Here is a 23,675-nt window from a genome sequence, read left to right as displayed (position 1 = left end):
AGCCCGGCTTCTCCCGTGTATTCTCCGGATTCGGAAGGTGGCGTGCAGGCCTGTCGGCGTGCTGCTGCCGGTATGCGGAGAGACGGGCACTTGCGGGTTCTGCTGATCGAGGATGATGCCGTTCTGGGCGAGGCGGTGCGCGACTATGTGGCCGGGCTCGGCCATGCGGTCGATTGGATGCAGACGCTCGAGGACGGCCGCATGGCGGCCGAGGCGGTCGGCTACGAGCTGGTTCTCCTGGACCTGCGCCTGCCCGACGGCAGCGGCCTCTCGCTGCTGAAGAACCTTCGCCGTTCCGGTGCCACTGTGCCCGTCATCATCCTCACCGCGCATGACCAGATTTCCGACCGCATCGAGGGCCTGAATAGCGGGGCGGATGACTATCTCGTCAAACCGTTCAATCTCGGTGAACTCGGCGCTCGCATGCTCGCCGTCGCGCGGCGCTATTCGGCGTCGCCCCTGCCGGTGCTGGAATCCGGCTCGCTGGCGATCGAGCTGGCCGACCGCCGGGTCCTGCGCGATGGCGCGCCGATCGACCTGTCCGGCCGCGAATGGGCGGTGCTGGCGCGCCTTGCCACGCGGCCCAACGCCGTCGTCTCCAAGGGTGAGATCGAGGAGGCGCTCTATGCCTTCGGGGCGGAGATCGAGAGCAACACGGTCGAGGTCTATGTCAGCCGGTTGCGCAAGAAGCTCGGTAAGGATTGCGTTGAGACCCTACGCGGTATCGGCTACAGGCTTGGCCGATGACGGAGACCGCGCCGGAGAGCAGGGAACCGCGTGCAAGCGCCTTCCGGCCGAAGAGCCTTGCCGGCCAGCTCATGCTGTGGATCACCGTGATCACCACCTGCCTCTGGCTCGTCGCGGTGGGGTTCGGCGCGCTCGTCATGCAGGATGAGTTCGGCGAGATCTTCGACAGTTCCCTGCAGGAGACCGCCGAGCGCCTCGTGCCGCTCGTCATTGACGACCTCAACCGCAGCGACGACCTGAATGTCCCCCGGCGGATCGAGCGCTCGCCCTCGCAGCCCGGCGAGGAGTACCTGACCTATCAGGTGCGCGACCGCGAAGGCCGGGTGCTGCTGCATTCGCACACAGCTTCGGCGGAGCCGTTCGACGGGCCGTTGAAGGTGGGTTTTAGGGATGGCGAGCGGGGCCGGATCTACACCGCCGCGACGGCGGACGGCTCCATCTTCGTACAGGTGCAGGATTCGGCCGAGGAGCGACGGGAGGCCATGGTCGAGGGCTCGCTGGCGCTGCTGCTGCCGGTCCTGCTCATCGTGCCGGTCACGGTGCTGGCCGTCTGGATCGTCGTGCGCCGCGTGCTCCTCCCGGTCGAGACGCTCCGGGCGGCGATCGGTGAGAAGGATGGCGGCAATCTTGCGGCAATCGCGGCGGTGGATTTGCCGCAGGAGCTGCAGCCGATCCTGCGCTCCGTCAACCTCCTGCTTGCGCGGCTGCGCGCCGTGCTGGCGGCGGAACGGGAATTCACCTCCAACAGCGCCCACGAACTGCGCACGCCGATCGCCGGTGCGCTGGCGCAGACGCAGCTGCTCATGGCCGAGTTGAAGGATGCCCCGACCCGCGCGCGCGCCCAGCAGATCGAAGCTTCCCTGCAGAAGCTGACGAAGCTCACCGAAAAGCTGCTCCAGCTTGCCCGCGCCGAAGCGGGGATCGGCGTCAGCGAGACCACCTTCGACCTCGTTGATGTGCTCGGTGTCGTCGTCACGGATTTCCAGCGCGCATCGGATGAGGCCAGCCGCATCCGCTTCCGGAACGATCTTGCAGGACCGGCCCAGCGCGAAGGCACGGCCGACGCCTTCGCCATCGTGCTGCGCAACCTCGTCGAAAACGCGTTGCTGCATGGGCGGGCGGACGAGCCGATCGAGATCCTCCTCACCGAAACGGGCGCGGTCAGCATCCGCAACGGCGCTCCGGCCATGAGCGAGGCGGAGCTCGTCGCAGTGCGCAAGCGCTTTTCCCGTGGCAGAACGCTTGCCGCGGGCTCCGGTCTCGGGCTTTCCATTGCGGACCGGTTGCTGGCGCAGATGCGTGCCAGCCTCGTTCTCACATCGCCCATTGCCGGGCGTGTTGACGGTTTCCAGGCAGACATCGTGTTTCCGCCCGCACGCTGACGCCCGCCCGGCACTTTCCCTGCCTCATTTCTGAACAGTCTCGTTTTCCGGCGTTTCTGCGTGGAGAGCCGTGCGGATATGCCCACAATTTTTTCCATTAGCATGTGAGAAAACTGTGGCTTTTTGCCTCATTGTGTGGTTTTCTGTGGCTCTAATCAGAAAAGGTGGGGAACATGGGTCGCAAACCGGAAGACTATGCGCGGCTGCTCGCCAGCGCGCTTTGCAAACTGCATGCAGCGGAGTGCCAGGGGGCATCGCCGCTCATCTCTGAAGACAGTGTGCGTGTGATCAGCGAAACCATCGCCGCGGCGATGGAGGATGCCCGGAAAATTCATATCGAACAGGAACTTGCGGCGATGCGTGAGCGCCGTGAGCGCATTCATCTCCATTCCTGACAATTCCTCCCGGCCCGCCGCCGCGCTCGCCTTGTGCTCGCGGCGGCGGCTTTCTATGGTAGGTGTTCAAGCCGTCCGGGCAAAAGCGTGCAGTGCTGCTGCATTCGGGCGGGCAAAGCTGAAGCGCCTGACCATCGGGAGGAGATGCGGTGCCGACTGAAGCCGTGCGCGTGCTGCGCGACACGTCCGCTGACCCGGAATTCGGGCCGTGGCTGGCGCAAGCCTCGATCCTCGTCGTCGACGACGAGCCGGGCATGCGCAACTTCCTGATGCGCACGCTCGGGCCGCGCTGCCGTCAGCTGGAACTGGCGGCCGATACGGACGAGGCCACGCGCAAGCTCGACCAGAATCATTTCGACGTGGTCATTCTCGACAACATCATGCCGAAGAAGAACGGCGTGGAATGGCTTGCCGAACAGCGCGCCATCGGCTTCTTCGCCGATGCCATTCTGATGACCGCCTATGCCGATCTCGAAACCGCCATCCAGGCGCTGCGGGCCGGCGCGGTCGATTTCATCCTGAAACCCTTCCGCTCCAACCAGTTGCTCAACGCCGTCGCACGCTGCCTCGACCGCATCCGCCTGCAGCGCGAAAACTACGTGCTGCGCTACGAGTTGAAGGCGACCTCCGACCATATCCTCCTGCGCGACCGGCTGATCGGCGAATCCTCGGCCATCGCCCGCGTGCGCGATACCATCGCCCGCGTCGCGCCGCTGCCGACCTCCGTTCTGCTCACCGGCCAGTCCGGCACCGGCAAGGAGGTGGCGGCGCGCTCGCTGCACACGCTGTCCGACCGCGCAGCCAAACCCTTCGTGCCGGTCAATTGCGGGGCGATCCCGCCCGACATGATCGAAAGCGAGCTCTTCGGCCACCTGAAGGGCGCTTTCACCGGTGCCGAGCGGGCGCGCGAAGGCCTGTTCCTGCATGCGCAGGGTGGCACGCTGTTTCTCGACGAGATCAGCGAGATGCCGCCGGCCACGCAAAGCAAGCTGTTGCGCGTGCTGGAGGACCGCAAGGTGCGGCCCGTCGGCTCCGAGCGTGAGGTGCCGGTCGACCTGCGCTTCGTCTTCGCCACCAATGCGGAGCTGGAAAAGGAGGTGCAGGCGGGGCGCTTCCGGGCCGATCTGTTCTTCCGTATCAATGTCATGCAGATCCATCTTCCGCCGCTGAAGGACCGCGACGGCGATGCGGTGGAACTGGCCGCTCTCTTCATGAAGAAGCTTTCGGCGCAGCTGGCCATGCCCGCCGTGCCGATCGACGAAGCGACCCGGCGGGCATTGTCGGCCTATGGCTGGCCGGGCAATGTGCGCGAGCTGCGCAACCTCATCGAGCGCACGCTGATCCTCGGCCGTTTCCCGGATGGGTTCGGGCAGTGGCCGGCGTCGGCGCCGGCCGGCGGAGAGGGCGGGTCGCTTGCCGATGTCGAGCGGCGCCATATCCTCTCGGTGCTTGCCGCCTGCCATGGCGGGCGCGACGAGGCGGCGCGTCAGCTCGGCATTTCCCGCAAGACGATCGACCGCAAGCTGGCGGCCTGGGATGGCTGACGGCAGGCAGGGCGTCATCCGGCCGGCGCGCTCGGTGCGCTACCGGCTGCTGGCCATCGCGCTTCTGCCGATGCTGGTGATCCTGCCGCTGCTGCTCGGCATCACCGTCTACCGCTGGAACGAGAAGTTCGACGCGACGCTGATCTCCAAGGTCAACGGCGACCTCACCATCGCGCACCAGTATCTCGCCCATATCCTCGACAATACCGGCGAGCATGTCACCGCGCTCGGCGGCTCCGTGCGGTTCCGCGACAGCGCCGGCGACAACGGCGCGCTGAAGACCTTGCTTGACGAGGCGCGGGCGCGGCTGGAGCTCGATTTCCTCTATGTCGTCACGCCGGACGGCAGGCTCGTCGTCTCCGTGACCGCGACCACCGCCGAGACGCTGCGCACCGACTGGCCGGTCATCCGCGACGCGCTGGCCGGCAAACCGGCGACGGGCGTGGACATTTTCGAGAACGCCGACCTCGAGCGGCTCTCGCCCGATCTTGCCGCCCGCGCGCGCCTGCCGCTCGTCTCGACGACGAATGCGGTGCCGACCGAACGCACGGAGGAGACGCGCGGCATGGTCGTGCAGAGCGCGAGCCCCGTCACGCTCGGCGACGGGCGCAAGGCGGTACTCGTCGGCGGCATCCTGCTCAACCAGAACCTCGTCTTCATCGATACGATCAACGATCTCGTCTACCGCGAGGCGAGCCTGCCGGAGGGCAGCCAGGGAACGGCGACGCTGTTCCTGGACGATGTGCGCATCAGCACCAATGTGCGCCTGTTCGAAGGGCGCCGCGCGCTCGGCACGCGCGTTTCGGCCGCTGTGCGCTCGGCCGTGCTCGGCGAGGGGCGCACCTGGCTCGACAGCGCCTTCGTCGTCAATGACTGGTACATTTCCGCCTATGAACCGATCACCGACAGTCACGGCCAGCGCGTCGGCATGCTCTATGTCGGTTTCCTCGAGGCGCCGTTCACGGCGGCAAAGTACCAGACGGTTCTCACCATCGTCGCCGCCTTCTTTGCGATCACGGCGGCCAGCGTGCCGATCTTCCTGCGCTGGGCGCGCGGCATCTTCGAGCCTCTGGAGCGGGTGGACGCCACCATCGCGCGGGTGGAAAGCGGCGATCTTGGCGCGCGCACCGGCCCGGTCGACAGCCAGGACGAGATCGGCCGCGTCGCCGTACATCTCGATGATCTCCTGAACAAGCTCGAACAGAACGACCTGGAGCTGCGCCGCTGGAACGAGGAGCTGAACGCGCGCGTCGACGAGCGCACCCGGGAGCTGCAGCTCGCCAATCGCCGACTGGAGGCGACGACGAAACAGCTCATCCTGTCGGAAAAGCTTGCCGCGATCGGCGAAATCACCGCCGGTGTCGCCCATGAGATCAACAATCCCATCGCCGTCATGCAGGGCAACCTGGAGGTCATCCGCTCCGTGGTCGGCGACCGGGCGGAGCTGGCGAAGGTGGAGTTCCAGCTTCTCGACGAGCAGATCCAGCGCGTCAGCCAGATCGTCACGAAGCTCCTGCAGTTCGCCAAGCCCGAGGAATTCGCCGGTTTCGTCGATCGCCACGCGCCGGGCATGGCGGTGGCCGATTGCCTGCCGCTCGTCCAGCACCTGCTTGCCAAGGCGGCGATCGAGGTTCGGCTGGAGGACACGGCCGAACGGCTGGTGCTGATGAACCGCACCGAGCTCCAGCAGGTCGTCGTCAATCTCGTCGTCAATGCCATTCACGCCATGCCCGATGGCGGCAGGCTGAGCATCGTCACCCGGGACAGCGACCGTGGCGGGCGCCCGGGCGTGGAGATCGTCGTCAGCGATACCGGCGTCGGCATGGCGCCCGATCTCGTCGCAAAGGTCTTCGACCCGTTCTTCACCACCAAGCGGCAGGAGGGTACGGGCCTTGGCCTTTCCATCAGCCAGACGCTGGTGACGCGGCAGGGCGGCGCCATCGCGGTCACGAGCCGCCCGGGCGAGGGTGCCACCTTCACCATCTGGCTGCCCGAGGCGGCCTGACCGGACAGTTTGTCCGGCGTTTACGGACAAACTGTCCATTTTGATTCCGCTCTCTTCTCCAAGCTGTTGATTTAAAACGAAATCCGCTTTGGCATGCACCTTGCAGAGCTCCGCGCGGGAGGTTCGGCTTCCGGCCGTCTGCAAGAGGGATGCAGGCATCCGGGTGTCGAAGGGCGGCGTTCGCCGACTCCCCATCACGAAAATCTTCGCACCGAGAGGTGCGTCGCGGAGGAGACCCAATGACTGCATCGACCGAGACCTATGCCGGCGACTATTCCGGCAGCATCCTCGACCGGGAGCGTATCATCGCCAAACCCGGCTTCAACCGCTGGCTCGTTCCGCCGGCTGCGCTTGCCATTCACCTTTGCATCGGCATGGCCTACGGTTTCAGCGTGTTCTGGCTGCCTTTGTCCAAGGCCATTCCGGTAACGGATCCGGCTTGCGCCGATCTCAACCTCGTCTCTGCGCTCTTACCACGAGCTGCAACTGGCGCGTCGCCGATCTCGGCTGGATCTATACGCTGTTCTTCGTGCTGCTCGGCTGTTCGGCGGCCATCTGGGGCGGCTGGCTGGAGCGCGTCGGCCCGCGCAAGGCGGGCTTCGTTTCGGCCTGCTGCTGGTGCGGCGGCATCGTCGTTGCGGCGCTTGGCGTGATGAGCCATCAATTGTGGCTGATGTGGCTCGGGGCGGGCGTCATCGGCGGCATCGGCCTCGGCCTTGGCTACATCTCCCCGGTCTCTACCCTGATCAAATGGTTCCCGGACCGGCGCGGCATGGCGACCGGCATGGCGATCATGGGTTTCGGCGGCGGCGCGATGATCGGTGCTCCTCTGGCGAACCTCCTGATGAACACCTTCAAGACCGATGTGACGGCCGGGGTCTGGCAGACCTTTCTCGTGATGGCCGCTATCTACTTCTGCTTCATGATGGGTGGGGCTTTCGGCTACCGCATTCCGCCGGCCGGCTGGCGCCCGGAAGGCTGGACGCCACCGGCTTCCAAGTCGACGATGATCACCACGAAACACGTGCACCTGCGTGATGCGCACAAGACGACGCAGTTCTGGCTGATCTGGCTCGTGCTCTGCCTCAACGTCTCGGCCGGCATCGGCGTCATCGGCATGGCCTCGCCGATGCTGCAGGAGATCTTCGGCGGGCGCCTCATCGGTCAGCCGGAGCTGAGCTTCGGTCAGCTCGACACCGAGCAGAAGGCGGCCATCGCGGCGATTGCCGCCGGCTTTACCGGCCTGCTCTCGCTGTTCAACATCGGCGGGCGCTTCGTCTGGGCCTCGCTCTCCGACAAGATCGGACGCAAGAACACCTACTACACCTTCTTCATCCTCGGCATCGTGCTCTACGCGCTCGCCCCGACCCTGGCGGATATGGGCAGCAAGGCGCTCTTCGTGCTCGCCTTCGGCATCATCCTGTCGATGTATGGCGGGGGCTTTGCCACCGTCCCTGCCTATCTTGCGGATATTTTCGGCACGCAGTTCGTGGGCGCGATCCATGGCCGCCTGCTGACGGCCTGGGCGACCGCCGGCATCGTCGGTCCTGTCGTGGTCAACTATATCCGGGAGGCGCAGATCGCAGCGGGTGTCGAGCCGGGGCCGGCGCTCTATACCGGCACGATGTACATCCTTGCCGGCATGCTGGCCCTCGGCCTCATCGCCAACCTGTTCGTCCGGCCGCTCGCAGACAAGTGGTTCATGTCGGACGAGGAAGTCGCCTCCCTGCAGGCGAAGACGGCAGCGGCCAATGCCGGCCCGACCGGGTCCTTCGGCATCGGCAAGGGCGGGCTCGATGCCAGGGCGGTGCTCGCCTGGGCCATCGTCGGCCTTCCGCTCCTCTGGGGCATCTGGGTGACGCTGAAGAGCACCGCCGCGCTGTTCTGAGATCCTCCGCAGACGGACGCGGCGAAGTCCCCGGCTGATGCCGGGGACTTTTTCATGATCCCTTGCAGCGGGTGTCCTTTTCGCGCAAACCGAAGGGACGCGTCAAAGGAGGAGGACGACATGACCGAATGGGGACGGACCGGCACAGGCAAGATCGCACTGGTGACGGGCGGCGGCACGGGCATCGGCCTTGCCATCGCCAGGAGCCTCAGCGCCGAGGGCTATGGGGTCGTCATCACCGGGCGCCGGGCCGCAGTGCTGGAGGAGGCTGCCGCCACCATTACCGGCGAAACGGGCAACCCGGTGCGCGCCATCCCCTGCAATGTCGGCGATCCCGCCGAGGTCGCTGCAGCTTTTGCGGCGGTCCGGCGTGATTTCGGCCGGCTCGACGTGCTCGTCAACAATGCCGGCTCCAACGTCTCCCCGGCGCTGCTGGAGGACATTCCCTTCGAGGAGTGGAGCAGCATTCTCGCCGCGAACCTGACGGGTGCCTTCCTCTGCACCCAGCAGGCCTTCAAACTGATGAAGGACCAGACCCCGCGCGGCGGGCGCATCATCAACAACGGCTCGATTTCCGCCACCACGCCGCGTCCGAATTCCGCGCCCTATACGGCGACGAAACACGCCATCACCGGCCTCACCAAGTCGACGGCGCTCGACGGGCGCAAATACGACATCGCCTGCGGCCAGATCGATATCGGCAATGCCGCGACCGACATGACCGCCCGCATGAGCGCCGGCATCCTCCAGCCGAACGGCGACATAGTCAGCGAGCCGACCATGTCGGTCAAACACGTCGCCGATGCCGTGGTCTACATGGCCAGCCTGCCGCTCGACGCCAATGTCTTGAACATGACGGTCATGGCGACGGCGATGCCGTTCGTCGGGCGGGGATAATTCGGTCCGAGAGGCGGCGGCGCGAGGGTACGACCCTACCGCCGCGGCTCGCCGCCTTCGGCATAGGCGGTCTTCTGCCGGAACTTGAAGACATGGCCGCAACGGCAGCGGATCATGTGTTTGTCGGGATGTTTCGAGGCGCGCTCCGTGGCAAAGCCGTGCGGCAGCGAATCGACCGTGAAATCGGGATGCGCCCGGCTCGGCATGTCGTCTTCGGAAACCTCGGCATAGCCGGAATGGCCGCACATGGCGCATTCGAGTTTGCGCGAATAGCGGTCGCGGGCGGCCATGAACGATTCCCTTCGTCAGATGCGGTCCGGCCGTTCATAGGCATGTGACCGCCCGGTTTCAAGCAGCGCCTGAAGGGTGGCGATGATCCGCCGGTGCTGGTGGGCATGGCGCGTGCGCACGTTGACGGCGGCATAGACGGCCTGCGCGATCGGTTCTGCCCCCGCCACGCGGCTGACCGCGCCGGTGCGCAGCAGCCGCTTGGCATCGGCCTCCGTCACGAAGGCCGAGCCGCCGAGTTTCTGCATCAGCGCGAGGATGGCGGTCGTCTCGCCGCTGGCGATCGGCGCGGTCGAAAGCTCGGGATGGGCCTGCCGGTGCAGCCGGTCGAAGGCGGGGGAATAGACGGCCTGGATATAGTCTTCAGCCTTCACGTCCTCGATGCGGCTGACCTTGTTGCTCACCATCTCGTAACGCACCTCGCCGATGCGCTCGTAATGCAGGTCCGGCAGGTAATGCGGCGTGAAGAGGATCGCGAGGTCAAGGTCGCCGGCGCCGAGGTCGCGGTTCATCTGGCCGGAATAGTCGACCTCCAGATAGATCGAGGTGGCCGGCAATTCCCTGCGCACCGCCGCCAGCCAGTCGCCGGCATAGTGGGCGGCAAGATCGTGTTGCAGGCCGATGCGCATGGAGCGCTCGTAGGCGCCGGCCGTCTCCACCGCACGCGTCGCCTCATGCCATTGATGTTGCAAAGCTTTTGCATGATCGAGGAAGCGCAGGCCGGCGGCCGTCGGCTGTGTGCCGCCCTTGTTCCGCGCGAAGAGTTTTCGAGCGAACATCGCCTCGAGCGCGTTGATGCGGTGCGTCACCGTCGATTGCGTGATGTTCAGCCGCTCCGCCGTGCGGTTGAAATTGCGGGTTTCCATCAGGTCCAGAAATGTCTCGATCAGGATGATTTGCATGAACGCGCCGCATTTTCCAAATGTTTTGCGGCAGTCTAATCGAAACTATCGATTAATAAACCCGCTTCATCCGCTTGCCGCCCGGCGCTTTGGTTGCCACAAATCCCGGGCAAACGAGGGGAACGAGAATGTCCGTACTGCCAAGCCATGCCCGGGTCGTCATCATCGGCGGAGGCGCCGTCGGAGCATCCGCGCTCTATCATCTGGCGAAGGCCGGGTGGACGGATTGCGTGCTGCTCGAAAAGAACGAGCTGACCGCCGGCTCCACCTGGCACGCCGCCGGCAACGTGCCGACCTTTTCCTCCTCCTGGTCGATCATGAACATGCAGCGCTACTCCGCCTCGCTCTACCGGGAGCTGGGTGCGCTGGTCGATTACCCCATGAACTACCATGTGACGGGCTCGATCCGCCTCGGCCATTCGAAGGAGCGTTTGCAGGAGTTCAAGCGCGTCGTCGGCATGGGCCGCTATCAGGGCATGGACCTCGATATCCTCTCGCCCGACGAGATGCGCGGGAAATACCCTTTCCTCGAAACGCACGATCTTTCCGGCGCGCTCTATGACCCGTATGACGGCGACATCGACCCAGCGCAGCTCACCCAGGCGCTGGCGAAAGGCGCGCGCGACATGGGCGCAAAAATCTTCCGTTTCTGTCCGGCGACCGGCGCGCGCCGCGAGGGCGACGAATGGGTGATTTCCACACCGCAGGGCGAGATCCGCTGCGAGAAGGTCGTCAACGCCGCCGGTTATTATGCGCGGGAAGTCGGAAAATGGTTCGGCCGCGATGTGCCGATGATGGTGATGAGCCATCAATACATGCTGTTCGAGGAAATCCCGGAACTGGCCGCCTGGTCGCGCGAAGCCGGGCACAAGCTGCCGCTGCTGCGAGACGTCGACAGTTCCTACTATCTGCGCCAGGAAAAGACGGGCATGAACCTCGGCCCCTACGAGCGCAATTGCAAGGCGCATTGGGTGACGCCTGACGATCCGATGCCGGACGATTTCTCCTTCCAGCTCTTCCCGGACGATCTCGACCGTCTCGAATGGTATCTCAACGACGCCGTCGAGCGCGTGCCGATCCTCGGCACCGCCGGCCTGTCGCGCATGATCAACGGCCCGATCCCCTATGCGCCTGACGGCAACCCGCTGCTCGGCCCGATGCCCGGCGTGCCGAATGCCTTTGAGGCCTGCGTCTTCACCTTCGGCATCTGCCAGGCCGGCGGCGCCGGCAAGGTTCTTGCCGAATGGGTGACGGAGGGCGAGACGGAGTGGGACATGTGGTCCTGCGATCCGCGCCGTTACACCGCTTTTGCCGCCGACAAGGACTATTGCGTTGCCAAGGGCATGGAAATTTACGGCCACGAATATGCCATGCACTTCCCCAAACACGCCTGGCCGGCGGGGCGGAACCAAAAGCTCTCGCCGATCCACGACCGTATCGCGGCGCTCGGCGCTCAGTTCAAGCCCTACAACGGCTGGGAGCGCGCCAACTGGTATGCGGAGCCCGGCGACGATACGTCCGAAGCCTCGACCCAGACCTGGAACCGCGAAGGCCCCTGGCGGGCGCGCATCGAGGCGGAATGCCGCGCCGTCACCGAGGCCGCCGGCATTCTCGACCTTCCCGGCTTCTCACGCTTCCGCGTGAAGGGGGAGGGCGCGACCGCCTGGTTATCGTCCCTGATCACCGGCCGCGTGCCGAAACCCGGCCGTATCGGCCTTGCCTATTTCTCCGACGACAAGGGTCGCATCGTCACGGAAATGTCCGTCATGATGCTGGCAGAGGACTTTTTCTTCCTCATCACCGCCGCGACGGCGCAATGGCACGATTTCGAATGGCTGCAAAAGCACCTGCCGAAAAATCCGGTCTTCACGCTAGAGGATGTCACGGAAACCTTTTCGTGCCAGATTCTCTCCGGCCCGAACTCCCGCGCCATCCTCGCCGATGTCTGCAAGGCGGACCTCACCATGCCCTGGCTCACCCACCAGCCGGTGGAGATCGCCGGCCGCTGGTGCCAGCTCGTGCGCGTCTCCTTCGCCGGCGAACTCGGCTGGGAAATCCACACCAAGGTCGAGGACACCGCCGTGATCTTCGACGCCGTCTGGGCGGCGGGACAGAAGCACGGCCTAAAACCCTTCGGCATGGAGGCGCTCGACAGCCTGCGCATCGAAAAGGGCTATCGCGCCTGGAAGGGCGATCTTTCGACCGACTACACGATTTTGCAGGGCGGCCTCGAGCGCTTCGTCGACTGGACGAAGCCCGCCTTCAAGGGCAAGGCCGCGCTGGAGCGCGAGAAGCTTGAGGGTGTGACGAAACGCTTCGTGACGCTGACCGTGGACGCCGGCGACTGCGATGCGCCCTACATGTCGACGCTCTGGCATGGCGGCAAGGTTGTCGGCGAGACGACCTCCGGCAACTGGGGCTATCGCACCGGAAAATCCATCGCGCTCGGCATGCTGAAGGCCGACCTCGCCGTGCCGGGCACGGAAATCGAGGTGGAAATCTACGGCGAGCGTTTCAAGGCGACCGTCCAACCCGATGGCCCGCTCTTCGACCCCAACAACGAAAGACTGCGCGCATGACGAAGCCCATTCCTTCCAAGGCGAGAGCCGTCATCATCGGCGGCGGCGTCTCCGGCTGCTCGGTCGCCTATCACCTCGCCAAACTCGGCTGGACGGATGTGGTTCTGCTGGAGCGCAAGCAGTTGACGTGCGGCACCACATGGCATGCCGCCGGGCTCATCGGCCAGCTCCGCGCCTCGCAGAACATGACGCGCCTCGCAAAGTACTCCGCTGACCTTTACGTGAAGCTCGAAGCCGAGACCGGCATCGGCACTGGCATGCGCCAGTGCGGCTCGATGACCGTGGCGCTGACCGAGGAGCGCAAGGAAGAGATTTACCGCCAGGCCTCGCTCGCCCGCGCCTTCGACATCGACGTGCGCGAAATCACCGTCGATGAGGTGAAGGCGATGTATCCGCACCTCAACACGGCGGATGTGAAGGCCGCCGTGCACCTGCCGCTCGACGGCCAGTGCGACCCGGCGAACATTGCGATGGCCTTGGCGAAGGGCGCGCGGCAGAACGGCGCGACGGTCATCGAGGGCGTCAAGGTGACGTCGGTGCTCACGAAGGACGGCCGCGTGACGGGCGTTACCTGCGAGCAGAACGGCGAAACCTTCACCATCGAAACGGAAAACGTCGTCAACGCCGCCGGCATGTGGGGGCGCACGCTGGCCGATATGTCGGGCGTGACGTTGCCGCTGCATGCCTGCGAGCATTTTTACATCGTCACCGAGCCGATCCCGAACCTCCAGCGCCTGCCGGTGCTGCGCGTGCCGGATGAATGCACCTACTACAAGGAAGACGCCGGCAAGATGCTGATCGGGGCCTTCGAGCTGAAGGCCAAGCCGTGGGGCATGGACGGCATTTCGGAAGATTTTTGCTTCGACCAGCTTCCGGAGGATTTCGACCACTTCCAGCCGATCCTTGAAAACGCCATCAACCGCATGCCGATGCTGGAGACCGCCGGCATCCACACCTTCTTCAACGGCCCGGAAAGCTTTACGCCCGACGACCGCTACTATCTCGGCGAAGCCCCGCAACTGAAGGGCTACTGGGTCGCCGCCGGCTACAATTCCATCGGCATCGTCTCCTCCGGCGGGGCGGGCATGGCGCTTGCCCAGTGGATGAACGACGGCGAAGCGCCTTTCGATCTCTGGGAGGTGGATATCCGCCGCGCGCAACCCTTCCAGCGCAATCGGGCCTATCTGAAGGACCGCGTCTCCGAAACGCTCGGCCTGCTCTATGCTGACCACTTCCCCTACCGCCAGATGGCGACGGCCCGCGGCGTGCGCCGCTCGCCGCTGCATGAGCACCTGAAGGCGCGGGGCGCGGTGTTTGGCGAAGTGGCCGGTTGGGAGCGCGCCAACTGGTTCGCGAAGGAAGGGCAGGAGCGGGAATACCGCTATTCATGGAAGCGGCAGAACTGGTTCGAGAACCAGAAGGACGAGCACCTTGCCGTGCGCAACGGCGTCGGCCTCTTCGACATGACCTCTTTTGGAAAAATCCGCGTCGAGGGCCGCGATGCGCTGGCCTTCCTGCAAAAGCTCTGCGCCAACCAGATGGACGTCGCCCCCGGCAGGATCGTCTATACGCAGATGCTCAACGAACGCGGCGGCATCGAGAGCGACCTGACGGTGACGCGCCTTTCGGAGACGGCGTTCTTCCTCGTCGTGCCCGGCGCGACATTGCAGCGCGATCTCGCATGGCTGCGAAAGCACCTGAAGGACGAGTTCGTCGTCATCACCGATGTGACGGCGGCGGAAAGCGTGCTCTGCGTCATGGGGCCGAATGCGCGCGATCTCATGCAGAAGGTCAGCCCGAACGACTTTTCCAATGCGGCGCATCCCTTCGCCACGGCGCGGGAGATCGAGATCGGCATGGGCCTCGCCCGCGCGCATCGTGTTACCTATGTCGGCGAACTCGGCTGGGAGCTTTACGTCTCCACCGACCAGACCGCCCATGTCTTCGAGGCGCTGGAGGCGGCCGGCGCCGATGTCGGCCTGAAACTCTGCGGGCTGCATACGCTCGACAGTTGCCGCATCGAAAAGGCGTTCCGCCATTTCGGCCATGACATCACGGACGAGGACCATGTGCTGGAAGCCGGCCTGGGTTTTGCCGTGCGCACGAGGAAGGGCGAGTTCATCGGCCGCGACGCGGTGCTGCGCAGGCAGGAGTCCGGCCTTAAGCGCCGCATGGTGCAGTTCAGGCTGACCGATCCCGAGCCGCTGCTCTTCCACAACGAAGCGCTGGTGCGTGACGGCAAGATCGTTTCGACCATCACCTCGGGCAATTACGGCCACTATCTCGGGGGCGCGATCGGCATGGGCTATGTGCCTTCAGCCGGCGAGAGCGAGGCGGATGTGCTCGCATCGAACTACGAGATCGAAATCGCCGGCGTCCGCGTGAAGGCGGAAGCCTCGCTTCAACCCCTGTACGATCCGAAAGCCGAAAGGGTGCGCGCATGAAAAACCTTGCCGACCGTCACCAGCGATTTTTCGATCTGCACCAGTCGGGCTGCTTCGTCATCCCCAATCCCTGGGACATGGGCTCCGCCCGCATGATGGCCGCCTCCGGCGCCGTGGCGCTCGCGACCACGTCGGCCGGCTTCGCCTTCACGCTCGGGCGTCCCGACATGGGCCGCGTGACGCGCGAGGAAGCGCTGAAGCACGCGGAGGACCTGGTGCGGGCAACGCCGCTGCCGGTCTCCGGTGATTTCGAGAACGGCTTTGCCGATGCGCCAGAGGGTGTTGCCGAGACGATCCGGCTTGCCGCCGAGGTCGGGCTTTCCGGCTGCTCGATCGAAGACACGCAGATGGTGGACGGCAATCCTGCCTATGCCTTCGATCTCGCCGTGGACCGTATCCGCGCCGCGGCGGATGCCGCCCGGTCGCTCGGCCGGCCCTTCATCCTCTGCGCCCGGGCGGACGGCGTGATGAACGGTGTCTACGATCTCGACGAGGCGATCCGCCGCATTCAGGCTTACGAGAAGGCCGGCGCGGATCTCGTCTACGTGCCCGTACCGCCGGGCGAGGCGGAACTGCGCCGTGTCGTGCAGTCCGTCTCAAAGCCGGTCAATGCGCTTGCCGCCGGGCTGCTGCGCCAGCTCACCGTGCCGCAGCTCGCCGCTATCGGCGTGCGCCGCATCTCGCTCGGCTCGATGATCGCCCGCGTCACCCATGCCGCCATCGCCGAGCAGATGGACGCCATCGTCAAGGATGGCAGTTTTGCAAAATTGTCCACCGCCGCGTCGGGGGACCTTATCAACAGAATGCTGGCCGCCGGTGCGGGGGAGACGGATCATGAGTGAACAGGCAGTTTTGTCCCGGCGGTCCGGTGGGCGTGCAGCGCGCGTCGCGATGCGCGCGGCACCCCTTGCGGAAAATGTCCGGCCGGTGCGGCCGGGCCTTCCGGGCGGCCAGTACAAGCCGCTGACGGAGGCGGGCGTGCGCCGCATCCATGAGGCGGCGCTGGATGCGCTCGAAAATATCGGCCTCGCCAATGCGCCGAAATCCGGCATCGAGATCATGACGGGCGCGGGCGCCATCCTCGGCGAGGACGGGCGTTTGCGCTTCCCGCGCGCGCTGGTGGAGGACATGCTGGCCCTCGCCGCGCGCGACATCACGCTCTACGGCCGCGATCCGAAATACGATCTCGAACTGTCGGGCACCCGCGTCTATTACGGCACGGCGGGCGCGGCGGTGCATATCGTCGATGTGGAGAAGCGCGAATACCGCGAATCGACCGCGAAAGACCTCTTCAACGCCGCCCAGCTCGTCCATCACCTCGACAACGTGCATTTCTTCCAGCGGGCGATGGTCTGCCGCGATGTCGCGGACAATTTCCTGATGGACATCAACACGCTCTACGGCTGCTGCGCCGGCACGTCGAAACATGTCGGCACCAGCTTTTCCGATCCCTCGCATGTCGCCGGCTGCTTCGATCTCATCCACATGATGGCGGGCGGTGAGGACAAGTGGCGGGCGCGGCCCTTCGTGTCGAACTCTAACTGCTTCGTCGTGCCGCCGATGAAATTCGCGGAAGAGAGTTGCATCACCATGGAGGCCTGCATCCGGGCCGGCATGCCGATCCTTCTCCTCTCCGCCGGGCAGGCCGGCGCGACGGCCCCCGCGCCGCTCGCCACCGCCATCGTGCAGGCGGTCGCCGAGTGCCTTGCCGGCGTCGTCTACGTCAATGCCATGGCCCCCGGCCACCCGGCGATCTTCGGCACATGGCCCTTCGTTTCGGACCTGCGCACCGGCGCGATGTCCGGCGGCTCCGGCGAGCAGGCATTGCTGACGGCCGGCTGCGCGCAGATGCACCAGTTCTACCGGCTTCCCGGCGGCGCGGCGGCGGGCATTGCCGATTCCAAGCTGCCGGATATGCAGGCGGGTTGGGAACAGGCGATCTCGAACGTCATGGCGGGCCTCTCCGGCCTCAACATGGTCTATGAGGCCGTCGGCATGCATGCCTCGCTGCTCGGCTTCTGCCTTGAAAGCCTCGTGCTCGGCGACGACCTTTTGGGCCAGGTGCAGCGCTGCGTGCGCGGCATCGACGTGACGGAGGATTCCGTCTCGCTGGAGACGATGCGGTCGGTCTGCCTTGAAGGCCCCGGGCACTATCTCGGCGATCCGCAGACGCTGTCGCTGATGCAGACGGAATATATCTATCCCGCCGTCGCCGACCGCACGAGCCCCAAGGAATGGGCCGAGATCGGCCGGCCGGACCTTGTGCAGAAGGCGATCGAGCGCAAGAACCGCATTCTCTCGGAGGCCGGCGGCCCGCTCTTCGATTTTGCGACGGACCAGGCGGTGCGGGAGAAGTTCAAGATCTACTTCTGAAGCAAGTCCATTAAATGCTGGGATTAAACGCCTAGACTCTGCGATCGAAATGGGTGCGCAGCGAGACGTGCGTCTGCACGGTCGCGATGCCGGGCGTCGTCGCGATCTGGCGGCGCACGGTGTCGAGTTCGCCGTTCGAAGTGCATTCGACAAGCAGCATCAGGTCCGTCGGTCCGGCGAGCGACCAGCAGGTCACGACGTTCGGAATGCCGGTGAGATGCGGTACGATGTGGTCGCAGTTGCGGCCCTGCTGGAAGCCGACGGCGATCAGCGCCTCGACGCCCGGCCGCTCCCGGTCGACGCCGAGCTTCACGGTATAGCCGGCGATGACGCCCTTCGCCTCCAGCCGCCGGATGCGCTCGTGCACCGCGCTGCGCGACAGTCCCGTGTGGCGCGCAAGCTCCACGAGGCTTTGGCGCGCGTCGGCGCGCAGCGCCGCGAGCAGCAGCCTGTCCTTCTCGTCCAGTTCGTTCATCCGGAAAAACCTCCATCCGGCCGGACGATCGTCCGGCGCTCCGGCTCCTTGCTGCGCGAAACCGGACGGAAAAGCAACTATTCGTCGGTCATCGCCTCATGGAGAAACTGATGCCGACCCTACCTGACAACGCCGTCCTGATCCCGATCGACATGCAGCAAGCCTTCGACGCCGCGCCCTGGCCGCGGCGCTGGAACGAGAAGCTGGACGACAACGGTCTGGCGCTGCTCGCTGCCTGGCGCGCCGCCGGGCGGCCGATCATCCATGTGCGCCACGACAGCGTGGAGCCGGGCTCCACGCTGGGCCCGGAGGCGCCGGGCAACGCGCACCGCCCCGGCTTTGCGCCGCAGGCGGGCGAGCCGCTGGTGACGAAAAGCGTCAACGCCGCCTTCATCGGCACGGATCTCGACTTGCGCCTGCGCCGGCTCGGCGCGGAGACGGTCGTGCTGTTCGGCGTTTCCACGGATATGTGCGTATCGACCAGCGTGCGCGTCGGGGCGAATATGGGTTACCGGGTGATCCTCGTCGAGGATGCCTGCGACTGCTTCGACCTGCCGGACGGCGCGGGCGGGACGATCGCCGCGCGCGACGTGCACCGCGCCCATGTCGCGACGCTGCGCCATGAATTTGCGACGGTGCTCAGTACGGCCGATGTCGTCGCCGCGCTCTGATTTCTCGACTTTGGCGCATTATCCCCCGCCGAAGCGATACCGCTTCGGCTGGAAACGTGTCAGCGGGTCACGGCCCTGACGTCGCGCACGCCAAAATCCCATTCGGGGGCGGTGACGGGGTTGAGATCGATGCCGGGGAAGACGGCGAAGGTCGAGAACGCGGCGCTTTCGCCCGGCTGGACGCGCAGCACGATCAGCGCGCTGTCGCGGCCGACCTCGCGGCAGGTGCCGCCGGGGCAGTCGGAGAGAACCACGTCGAGGCGGAAAGACTGCGTCGGCACGGGGCCCTTGTTGGCGATGCTGCCGGTCACGCGAAAGCTCGTCTTCGTCTGGCCGGCGCTGGCCTGCATTTCGGCAAGCACGACCGTCTCTTCCGAAAGCACCGGCGTGGTTGCGTTGGGGGTGACGGGGGTTCCGGAGGGCGCGCGTTCGTCGACGAACCAGATGAGGAGCGCGCTTGCTAGGCCGATGGCCACCACGATGGTGAGGACGGGTTCGACCCAGCTTTGGAAGCGCCGGAAGCGCAGTGCGAGATAGAGTATGGCCGCTGCCGCGACTGCGAATGCCCAGATCATTCAGGTCCTCCTGGGCATGATATAGCCTGCGGGAGAAGGGACCGAAAGGCCGGTCCCCTCACTTTGCCTTGAGGCTGATCCAATAGGCGCCGTCGAAAGGCACGGCGGCGAAACGTTCGTTGATTTCCTTCAATGTCGCATCCGGGTCGATGTCGGCAAAGATGTCCGGGCGCAGCCAGTGCGCGAAGGCCTCGGCGGCGAGCACGTTGAGCGGGACGGTGTTGAAGAAGTTCCACAGGCCGTGCACGCGGCCGTCCTTCACCGCCTTCAGGTCGGAGAGGATCGGCGCCTTGACGGCGCGGGCGAGCGTTTCGCGCGCCTCTTCAGCGGCGACGCCGGGACCGACCGAGAACGAGCTGTAGGTGCCGCCCGGCGACGCGGTCGCGATGTAGACGTCGGGATTGGCCGCGATGATGAATTCCGAACTGACGATGCCGCCCTGCGCCGGCAGGCTTTCGGCGATGTTGCGGCTGCCGGTGATGGCGATGAAGGCGCCGAGACCGCCCGTGCCATAGGCGTAGCAGCATTTTTCCGGGTTGGGGAAGGCGTCCATCAGCACGGTCGGACCCGGCTCGGGGTGCTGGGCGACCCGGTCGCGGATGCGCTTGACGCGGGCGTCATAGAAGTCGGCGAAGGCGTTGGCCTGTTCCTCGCGGTTCAGCACCTTGCCGAGCAGGCGCATGGTCCCGGCGGTGTTCTTCAGCGCGTTGCTGTTGAAGTCGACGACGACGACGGGCACGCCCATCTTTTCCAGGTAGTCGATCGCCTGTTTGCCGAGTTCGGTATCGGCCTGCCAGTTGGCGAGGATGGCAAGGTCCGCCTTCAGCGACAGCATGGTCTCGAAGGAGAGCGCGCCGTTTACGCCGATGACCGGGACGTCGACGATTTCAGGGAACTTTTCCTTGAACCGTGCATAGATCTCCGGATTGTCGCCCTGCATGTCGCTCGACCAGCCGGCGAGGATGCTGACCGGGTTCGGATGGATCAGCGAGAGCGCGACGAGATCGAAGCCGCTGCCGAGCAGCACTGCTTTGGGCTGGGCCGGAATGGTGATCTCACGGTCGAAGGCGTCCTTGACCGTCAGCGGATACGTCACCTCGGCACGGGCCGGCAGGATGGCGAGGAACAGGAGGACGACGGCGATGAGGGCGGAAAGGCGTTGGGTCATTGTTTTCTCAGTTCCGGCAGGGCGCACAGCTCGCCGCAGCCTGGAATGCCGGGCAGCATGTAGCGCAGGCAGCAGACCTTGCGGCGGCAGTGGATGACACCTGCTTCCATCTCGTGGCGCAGGCATCCGTGGAAGGGGTTGCGGCTGCCGTTCGCCAGCAGCGGGCAATCGAAGAGGGGACGCGAAGGCCAATGGTCGCCGTCTTCGGGCGGCGCATGGTCCGTCGCGTTGAAGGCGTAGTCGATGTAGACGGCGGCATTGTTCCAGGCGAGCTTCGGGGCAATGCCGGTCTTTTCCTTGAACAGGGCGACCGCGCGGGAGAGGTGGCAGTCTACCAGCGGCGTGACGAAGTCGACGAGATCGTCTCCTTCGCTCCAGTCGCCTTCATGTGGCAGGCCGAAGGCCCGGGGCAGGCCGTCCTCGCCGATGGCGATGGTCATCGCATCGAGGGCGACGGGCAGGGTCCGCTCCGCGCGGCGCGCCACGACATACGGGATGGTGAGGGCGGAGAAATAGTAGAGCGACCAGAAGGAGGCGGCGGCGCGCCGGTCCGCCTTGTCATGGCTCTCCGCATAACGGTCGATCGTCCGGGAAAACCCGTCTCCCTCCAGGAACGCGCAGAGCGGCATGGCGCCATCGAGATCCGACGAGAGCATCATCTTCTCGCCGCACCAGGCATGTTCACCGCTGAAGACCGCCTTCAGGCCTTCGGGCCGGAAAGCGGTCTCGCCGTCCTGGGAGGGAAGCGCCGTCAAGCGCTTACCAGGAGTATTTCAGGTTGCCGATGATCGTGCGGCCCTGGTCGCGGTAGCAGAAGCCGGCCGAGCAGACGGCATCCTGGCGGTCGAAGAGGTTCGTCGCGTTGACCTGCAGCTTCAGGCCGGCGAAGTCCTTGTCGATGGCGGCGAAATCGTAGTCGATCGACGCATCGACGAAGGCGCGCGCCTTGTTCTTCATGCTGTTGGCGTCGTTGCCATAGCTTTCCCCGGTGAAGCGAACGCCAGCGCCGAAGCCGAGGCCGGCCAGCGCGCCGTCTTCCGGCATGGTGTAATGCGCCCAGAGCGATGCCATGTGGCGCGGTACGGAGGAGACGTCGTTGTTCACGGTGCCGGCCGGGCCATCGATGATCTTCGCCTGGGTATAGGTATAGGAGGCGATCAGCGAGAGGCCGTTGTCGAGGCTGGTCGAGGCTTCCAGTTCCAGGCCGCGCGAGCGCAGCTTGCCGCGCTGGACCTGAATGTTGGCCGGACCGCTCGGCAGGTCGACGACTTCATAATAAAGTCCGTTCGTCTGGTCGATGTTGAAAAGTGCGGCCGTCAGCAGGGTGTTGCTGTCCGGAAGCAGGTACTTCACGCCGACTTCCTGCTGCTCGCTCTCGGTCGGCTTGAACGGGTTGCCGGTGGCAAGGTTCACGCCGGCATTCGGCGAGAAGGCGGTCGAGTAGCTGGCATAGGGGGTGATGCCCCATTCGGTCTCATAGGTCACGCCGGCGCGCCAGGTGAAGGCACGGTCGCTCTGGTTGATCGTGCTGAGGGCGCCGGAGGCGAGGTCCGTGTTGTCGGTGTCGGTGGAGACCCAGTCGTAGCGGCCGCCGAGCGTGAAGGTCAGCGCGTCGTAGCGGATCTGGTCCTGCAGGTAGAGGCCGGTGATGAACTGGTCCTGCACGCTCTTCGTCTGGAAGCCGATCGGGTCCGTCGGGCGACCGCGTGTCGGGTTCTTGGTGTCGAGCGGCGGCGTTGCGCCGTAGCCGTTCAGCGATTTCCAGTAGATCTTGGTGAAGTCGATGCCGGTGAGCAGCGTGTGCTCCAGTGCGCCGGTGTCGAACTTGGCTTCCAGCTGGTTGTCGATCGTGTAGGTGTTCATCCACTCTTCGTACGTGCCGGCGCTGCTGTCGAGCAGCGTCGGGTCGGCCGCGTTCGGCTGGTAGGCGAAGGCCCAGTCGGCGTCGACGTTCAGCCAGGAGGCGCGGGCGTTCTGGCGGAAGGTGAAGACCTCGTTCAGGCGATGCTCGAACTCGTAGCCGATGCGGCCCTGGTTCTGGATCGAGTCGTTGTAGGCCGGGTTGCCGGCGAAGATGTCGCTGACCTTGCCGGTGGCGGCGTCATAATAGTAGGCCGCGGTGCCGCCCGTCTTGGTGCGGGAATATTCGCCGAGGATCGTCAGCTTGGTATCCTCGTCCGGCTTCCAGGTGAAGGCCGGCGCGATATAGGCGCGGTCGTCGGGAACGCCGACCTGCTCGGTGTCGGCGCTGCGCAGGAGGCCGGTCAGGCGATAGTAGACCGGATCCGCCTCGTTGATCGGGCCGGAGAGATCGAACTGGCCCTGGTAGCGGTCGTGGCTGCCATACTGCACCTGGATCTCGCGCAGTGCGTCTTCCGTCGGGCGCTTGCTGATGAGGTTGTAGAGGCCGCCGGCGCCGGATGCGCCGTAGAGTGCGGAAGAGGGGCCACGCAGGATCGAGACGCCTTCGAGGCCGTAGGGCTCGGTCTTGAACAACGAGGAGCCGGCGCCCGGCTGGCGCAGGTTGTCGCGGAAAACGCCCGTATAGGTCACGTCGAAGCCGCGCACGGTGAACGAGTCGAAGCGCGGATCGAAACCGTAGCCGCCGACGCGCGTGCCCGGCGTGTAGGCGAGCGTTTCCAGCAGGGTCTGCGGGTTGCGGTCTTCCAGCTGCTGCTGCGTGACCGAGGAGATCGACTGCGGCGTCTGGATGAAGGGCGTATCGACCTTTGCGCCCGTCGCGCTGCTTTTGCCCACATAGCCGTCCGCCGTGATGACGCCGCCGCTGCCGCCGTTGACGACGATGTCTTCGAGAACGGTCGCACCGCCCGCTGCCGTGGCCGCCTGGTCCTGTGCAAGGGCGACCGTGGCGAGCGTGAGGAGAGACGTGCCGGCGAGCGCCAGGCGGGACATCGTGCGGGAGGGCTTGTGCATGCGGAAACTTTCTGACGAAGCGGATCGATAATGTGACCGTTTTTATCAGGATTTGTTCCGCGGCAAGAAATTATATGACTTAAGCGCTCATGATTTAGCCGATGTTGCCGATATGCAACGCAGGTTGTGGATGATCTGCACTCAGAAGGCGAGGCTGCCGGCCATCACTGCAAGCACAAGGAAAATCAGGAAGATGATGAGGGCAATGGTGAAGAGCACCTTGGCAATCGTCGCCGTGGCGGCCGACACGCCGGAGAAGCCCAGAAAGCCTGCGATCAGCGAGACGACGAGGAAGATAAGGGCCCATTTCAGCACGGCGATGCCTCCGATTGTGTCGGAGTAAAGACGCGTGACGGACAAAAAAGTTCCGGGGCAGCGGGAGCGCCCCGGAAGGTGGCCGCGCTCTTG

At 65.3% G+C, this 23,675-nt stretch carries 19 protein-coding genes and 1 pseudogene; 12 read left to right on the top strand and 8 right to left on the bottom strand.

Translation table 11 applies throughout. From position 1 onward, the window contains the following. Nucleotides 1-90 precede the first annotated feature (90 nt). The 7 genes and pseudogenes from K0P03_RS12135 to K0P03_RS12105 all read left to right on the top strand — a co-directional run bounded on the left by K0P03_RS12135 (nucleotide 91) and on the right by K0P03_RS12105 (nucleotide 8,858). Nucleotides 91-747, top strand: a complete 657-nt coding sequence (locus K0P03_RS12135; RefSeq protein WP_023513323.1) for a response regulator transcription factor — start codon at nucleotides 91-93, stop codon at nucleotides 745-747. Beyond that, the gene (locus K0P03_RS12130) at nucleotides 744-2,129 is read left to right on the top strand and encodes a sensor histidine kinase (protein ID WP_023513324.1); all 1,386 of its coding nucleotides are present in this window, start codon (nucleotides 744-746) and stop codon (nucleotides 2,127-2,129) included. The genes K0P03_RS12135 and K0P03_RS12130 overlap by 4 nt, the downstream gene beginning before the upstream one ends. A 173-nt stretch (nucleotides 2,130-2,302) precedes the next feature. Beyond that, nucleotides 2,303-2,524 carry a hypothetical protein gene (locus tag K0P03_RS12125; RefSeq protein ID WP_024270484.1) on the top strand — a complete coding sequence of 74 codons (222 nt, stop codon included), beginning with the start codon at nucleotides 2,303-2,305 and terminating at the stop codon, nucleotides 2,522-2,524. Nucleotides 2,525-2,673: 149 nt separating this feature from the next. Then, nucleotides 2,674-4,068: a sigma-54-dependent transcriptional regulator gene (locus K0P03_RS12120; protein ID WP_272789702.1), complete on the top strand. Its 1,395-nt coding sequence runs from the start codon at nucleotides 2,674-2,676 to the stop codon at nucleotides 4,066-4,068. After that, nucleotides 4,061-6,073: a sensor histidine kinase gene (locus tag K0P03_RS12115; protein WP_130515224.1), complete on the top strand. Its 2,013-nt coding sequence runs from the start codon at nucleotides 4,061-4,063 to the stop codon at nucleotides 6,071-6,073. Before K0P03_RS12120 ends, K0P03_RS12115 begins: the two co-directional genes overlap by 8 nt. Nucleotides 6,074-6,312: 239 nt before the next feature. Continuing rightward, a pseudogene (locus tag K0P03_RS12110) lies at nucleotides 6,313-7,961 on the top strand (OFA family MFS transporter). Nucleotides 7,962-8,081: 120 nt separating this feature from the next. Continuing rightward, entirely contained in the window at nucleotides 8,082-8,858 is a 777-nt protein-coding gene (locus K0P03_RS12105) for an SDR family oxidoreductase (RefSeq protein WP_272789701.1), read from the top strand. A 35-nt stretch (nucleotides 8,859-8,893) separates the two neighbouring features. On the opposite strand, the gene K0P03_RS12100 is transcribed toward K0P03_RS12105, so the two are convergent. Beyond that, entirely contained in the window at nucleotides 8,894-9,148 is a 255-nt protein-coding gene (locus K0P03_RS12100; protein ID WP_023512348.1) for a hypothetical protein, read from the bottom strand. A gap of 15 nt (nucleotides 9,149-9,163) precedes the next feature. Further along, a complete protein-coding gene (locus K0P03_RS12095; protein WP_272789700.1) occupies nucleotides 9,164-10,048 on the bottom strand; it encodes a LysR family transcriptional regulator in 885 nt (294 codons plus the stop codon). A 128-nt stretch (nucleotides 10,049-10,176) separates the two neighbouring features. Between K0P03_RS12095 and K0P03_RS12090 the strand changes: the two genes are divergently transcribed. Genes K0P03_RS12090 through K0P03_RS12075 form a run of 4 tightly spaced genes read left to right on the top strand, consistent with a single transcriptional unit; the run spans nucleotide 10,177 to nucleotide 17,444 of the window. Beyond that, complete coding sequence (locus K0P03_RS12090) at nucleotides 10,177-12,627, top strand: GcvT family protein (protein WP_272789699.1); 2,451 nt, start codon at nucleotides 10,177-10,179, stop codon at nucleotides 12,625-12,627. Beyond that, nucleotides 12,624-15,071 carry a GcvT family protein gene (locus K0P03_RS12085; RefSeq protein WP_272789698.1) on the top strand — a complete coding sequence of 816 codons (2,448 nt, stop codon included), beginning with the start codon at nucleotides 12,624-12,626 and terminating at the stop codon, nucleotides 15,069-15,071. Before K0P03_RS12090 ends, K0P03_RS12085 begins: the two co-directional genes overlap by 4 nt. Then, nucleotides 15,068-15,913 carry an isocitrate lyase/PEP mutase family protein gene (locus K0P03_RS12080; RefSeq protein ID WP_023512352.1) on the top strand — a complete coding sequence of 282 codons (846 nt, stop codon included), beginning with the start codon at nucleotides 15,068-15,070 and terminating at the stop codon, nucleotides 15,911-15,913. The genes K0P03_RS12085 and K0P03_RS12080 overlap by 4 nt, the downstream gene beginning before the upstream one ends. Then, nucleotides 15,906-17,444 carry a trimethylamine methyltransferase family protein gene (locus K0P03_RS12075; protein ID WP_023512353.1) on the top strand — a complete coding sequence of 513 codons (1,539 nt, stop codon included), beginning with the start codon at nucleotides 15,906-15,908 and terminating at the stop codon, nucleotides 17,442-17,444. The genes K0P03_RS12080 and K0P03_RS12075 overlap by 8 nt, the downstream gene beginning before the upstream one ends. A 31-nt stretch (nucleotides 17,445-17,475) precedes the next feature. Here the strand turns inward: K0P03_RS12075 and K0P03_RS12070 are convergent, their stop codons facing one another. Next, complete coding sequence (locus K0P03_RS12070; protein WP_023512354.1) at nucleotides 17,476-17,919, bottom strand: Lrp/AsnC family transcriptional regulator; 444 nt, start codon at nucleotides 17,917-17,919, stop codon at nucleotides 17,476-17,478. 110 nt (nucleotides 17,920-18,029) lie between these two features. Between K0P03_RS12070 and K0P03_RS12065 the strand changes: the two genes are divergently transcribed. Then, on the top strand, nucleotides 18,030-18,590 hold the full coding sequence (locus K0P03_RS12065) for an isochorismatase family protein (RefSeq protein ID WP_023512355.1): 561 nt from the start codon (nucleotides 18,030-18,032) through the stop codon (nucleotides 18,588-18,590). Between the two features lie 59 nt (nucleotides 18,591-18,649). On the opposite strand, the gene K0P03_RS12060 is transcribed toward K0P03_RS12065, so the two are convergent. From K0P03_RS12060 to K0P03_RS12040, 5 genes are all read right to left on the bottom strand, one after another. Then, nucleotides 18,650-19,165: a hypothetical protein gene (locus tag K0P03_RS12060; protein ID WP_272789697.1), complete on the bottom strand. Its 516-nt coding sequence runs from the start codon at nucleotides 19,163-19,165 to the stop codon at nucleotides 18,650-18,652. Between the two features lie 58 nt (nucleotides 19,166-19,223). Continuing rightward, nucleotides 19,224-20,333, bottom strand: a complete 1,110-nt coding sequence (locus tag K0P03_RS12055; RefSeq protein WP_272789696.1) for an ABC transporter substrate-binding protein — start codon at nucleotides 20,331-20,333, stop codon at nucleotides 19,224-19,226. After that, nucleotides 20,330-20,992 carry a siderophore-iron reductase FhuF gene (gene fhuF, locus K0P03_RS12050; RefSeq protein WP_081870585.1) on the bottom strand — a complete coding sequence of 221 codons (663 nt, stop codon included), beginning with the start codon at nucleotides 20,990-20,992 and terminating at the stop codon, nucleotides 20,330-20,332. The genes K0P03_RS12055 and fhuF overlap by 4 nt, the downstream gene beginning before the upstream one ends. Nucleotides 20,993-21,092: 100 nt before the next feature. Continuing rightward, a complete protein-coding gene (locus tag K0P03_RS12045; RefSeq protein WP_272789695.1) occupies nucleotides 21,093-23,267 on the bottom strand; it encodes a TonB-dependent siderophore receptor in 2,175 nt (724 codons plus the stop codon). A 141-nt stretch (nucleotides 23,268-23,408) separates the two neighbouring features. Beyond that, entirely contained in the window at nucleotides 23,409-23,582 is a 174-nt protein-coding gene (locus K0P03_RS12040) for a DUF1328 domain-containing protein (protein WP_272789694.1), read from the bottom strand. Nucleotides 23,583-23,675: the final 93 nt, after the last annotated feature.

Source organism: Shinella sp. HY16 (genome assembly GCF_028534175.1).
Taxonomy (GTDB): Bacteria; Pseudomonadota; Alphaproteobacteria; order Rhizobiales; family Rhizobiaceae; genus Shinella.
Note: the sequence above shows the minus strand (reverse complement) of the source record. Positions and strands in the feature narration are given on the sequence as shown.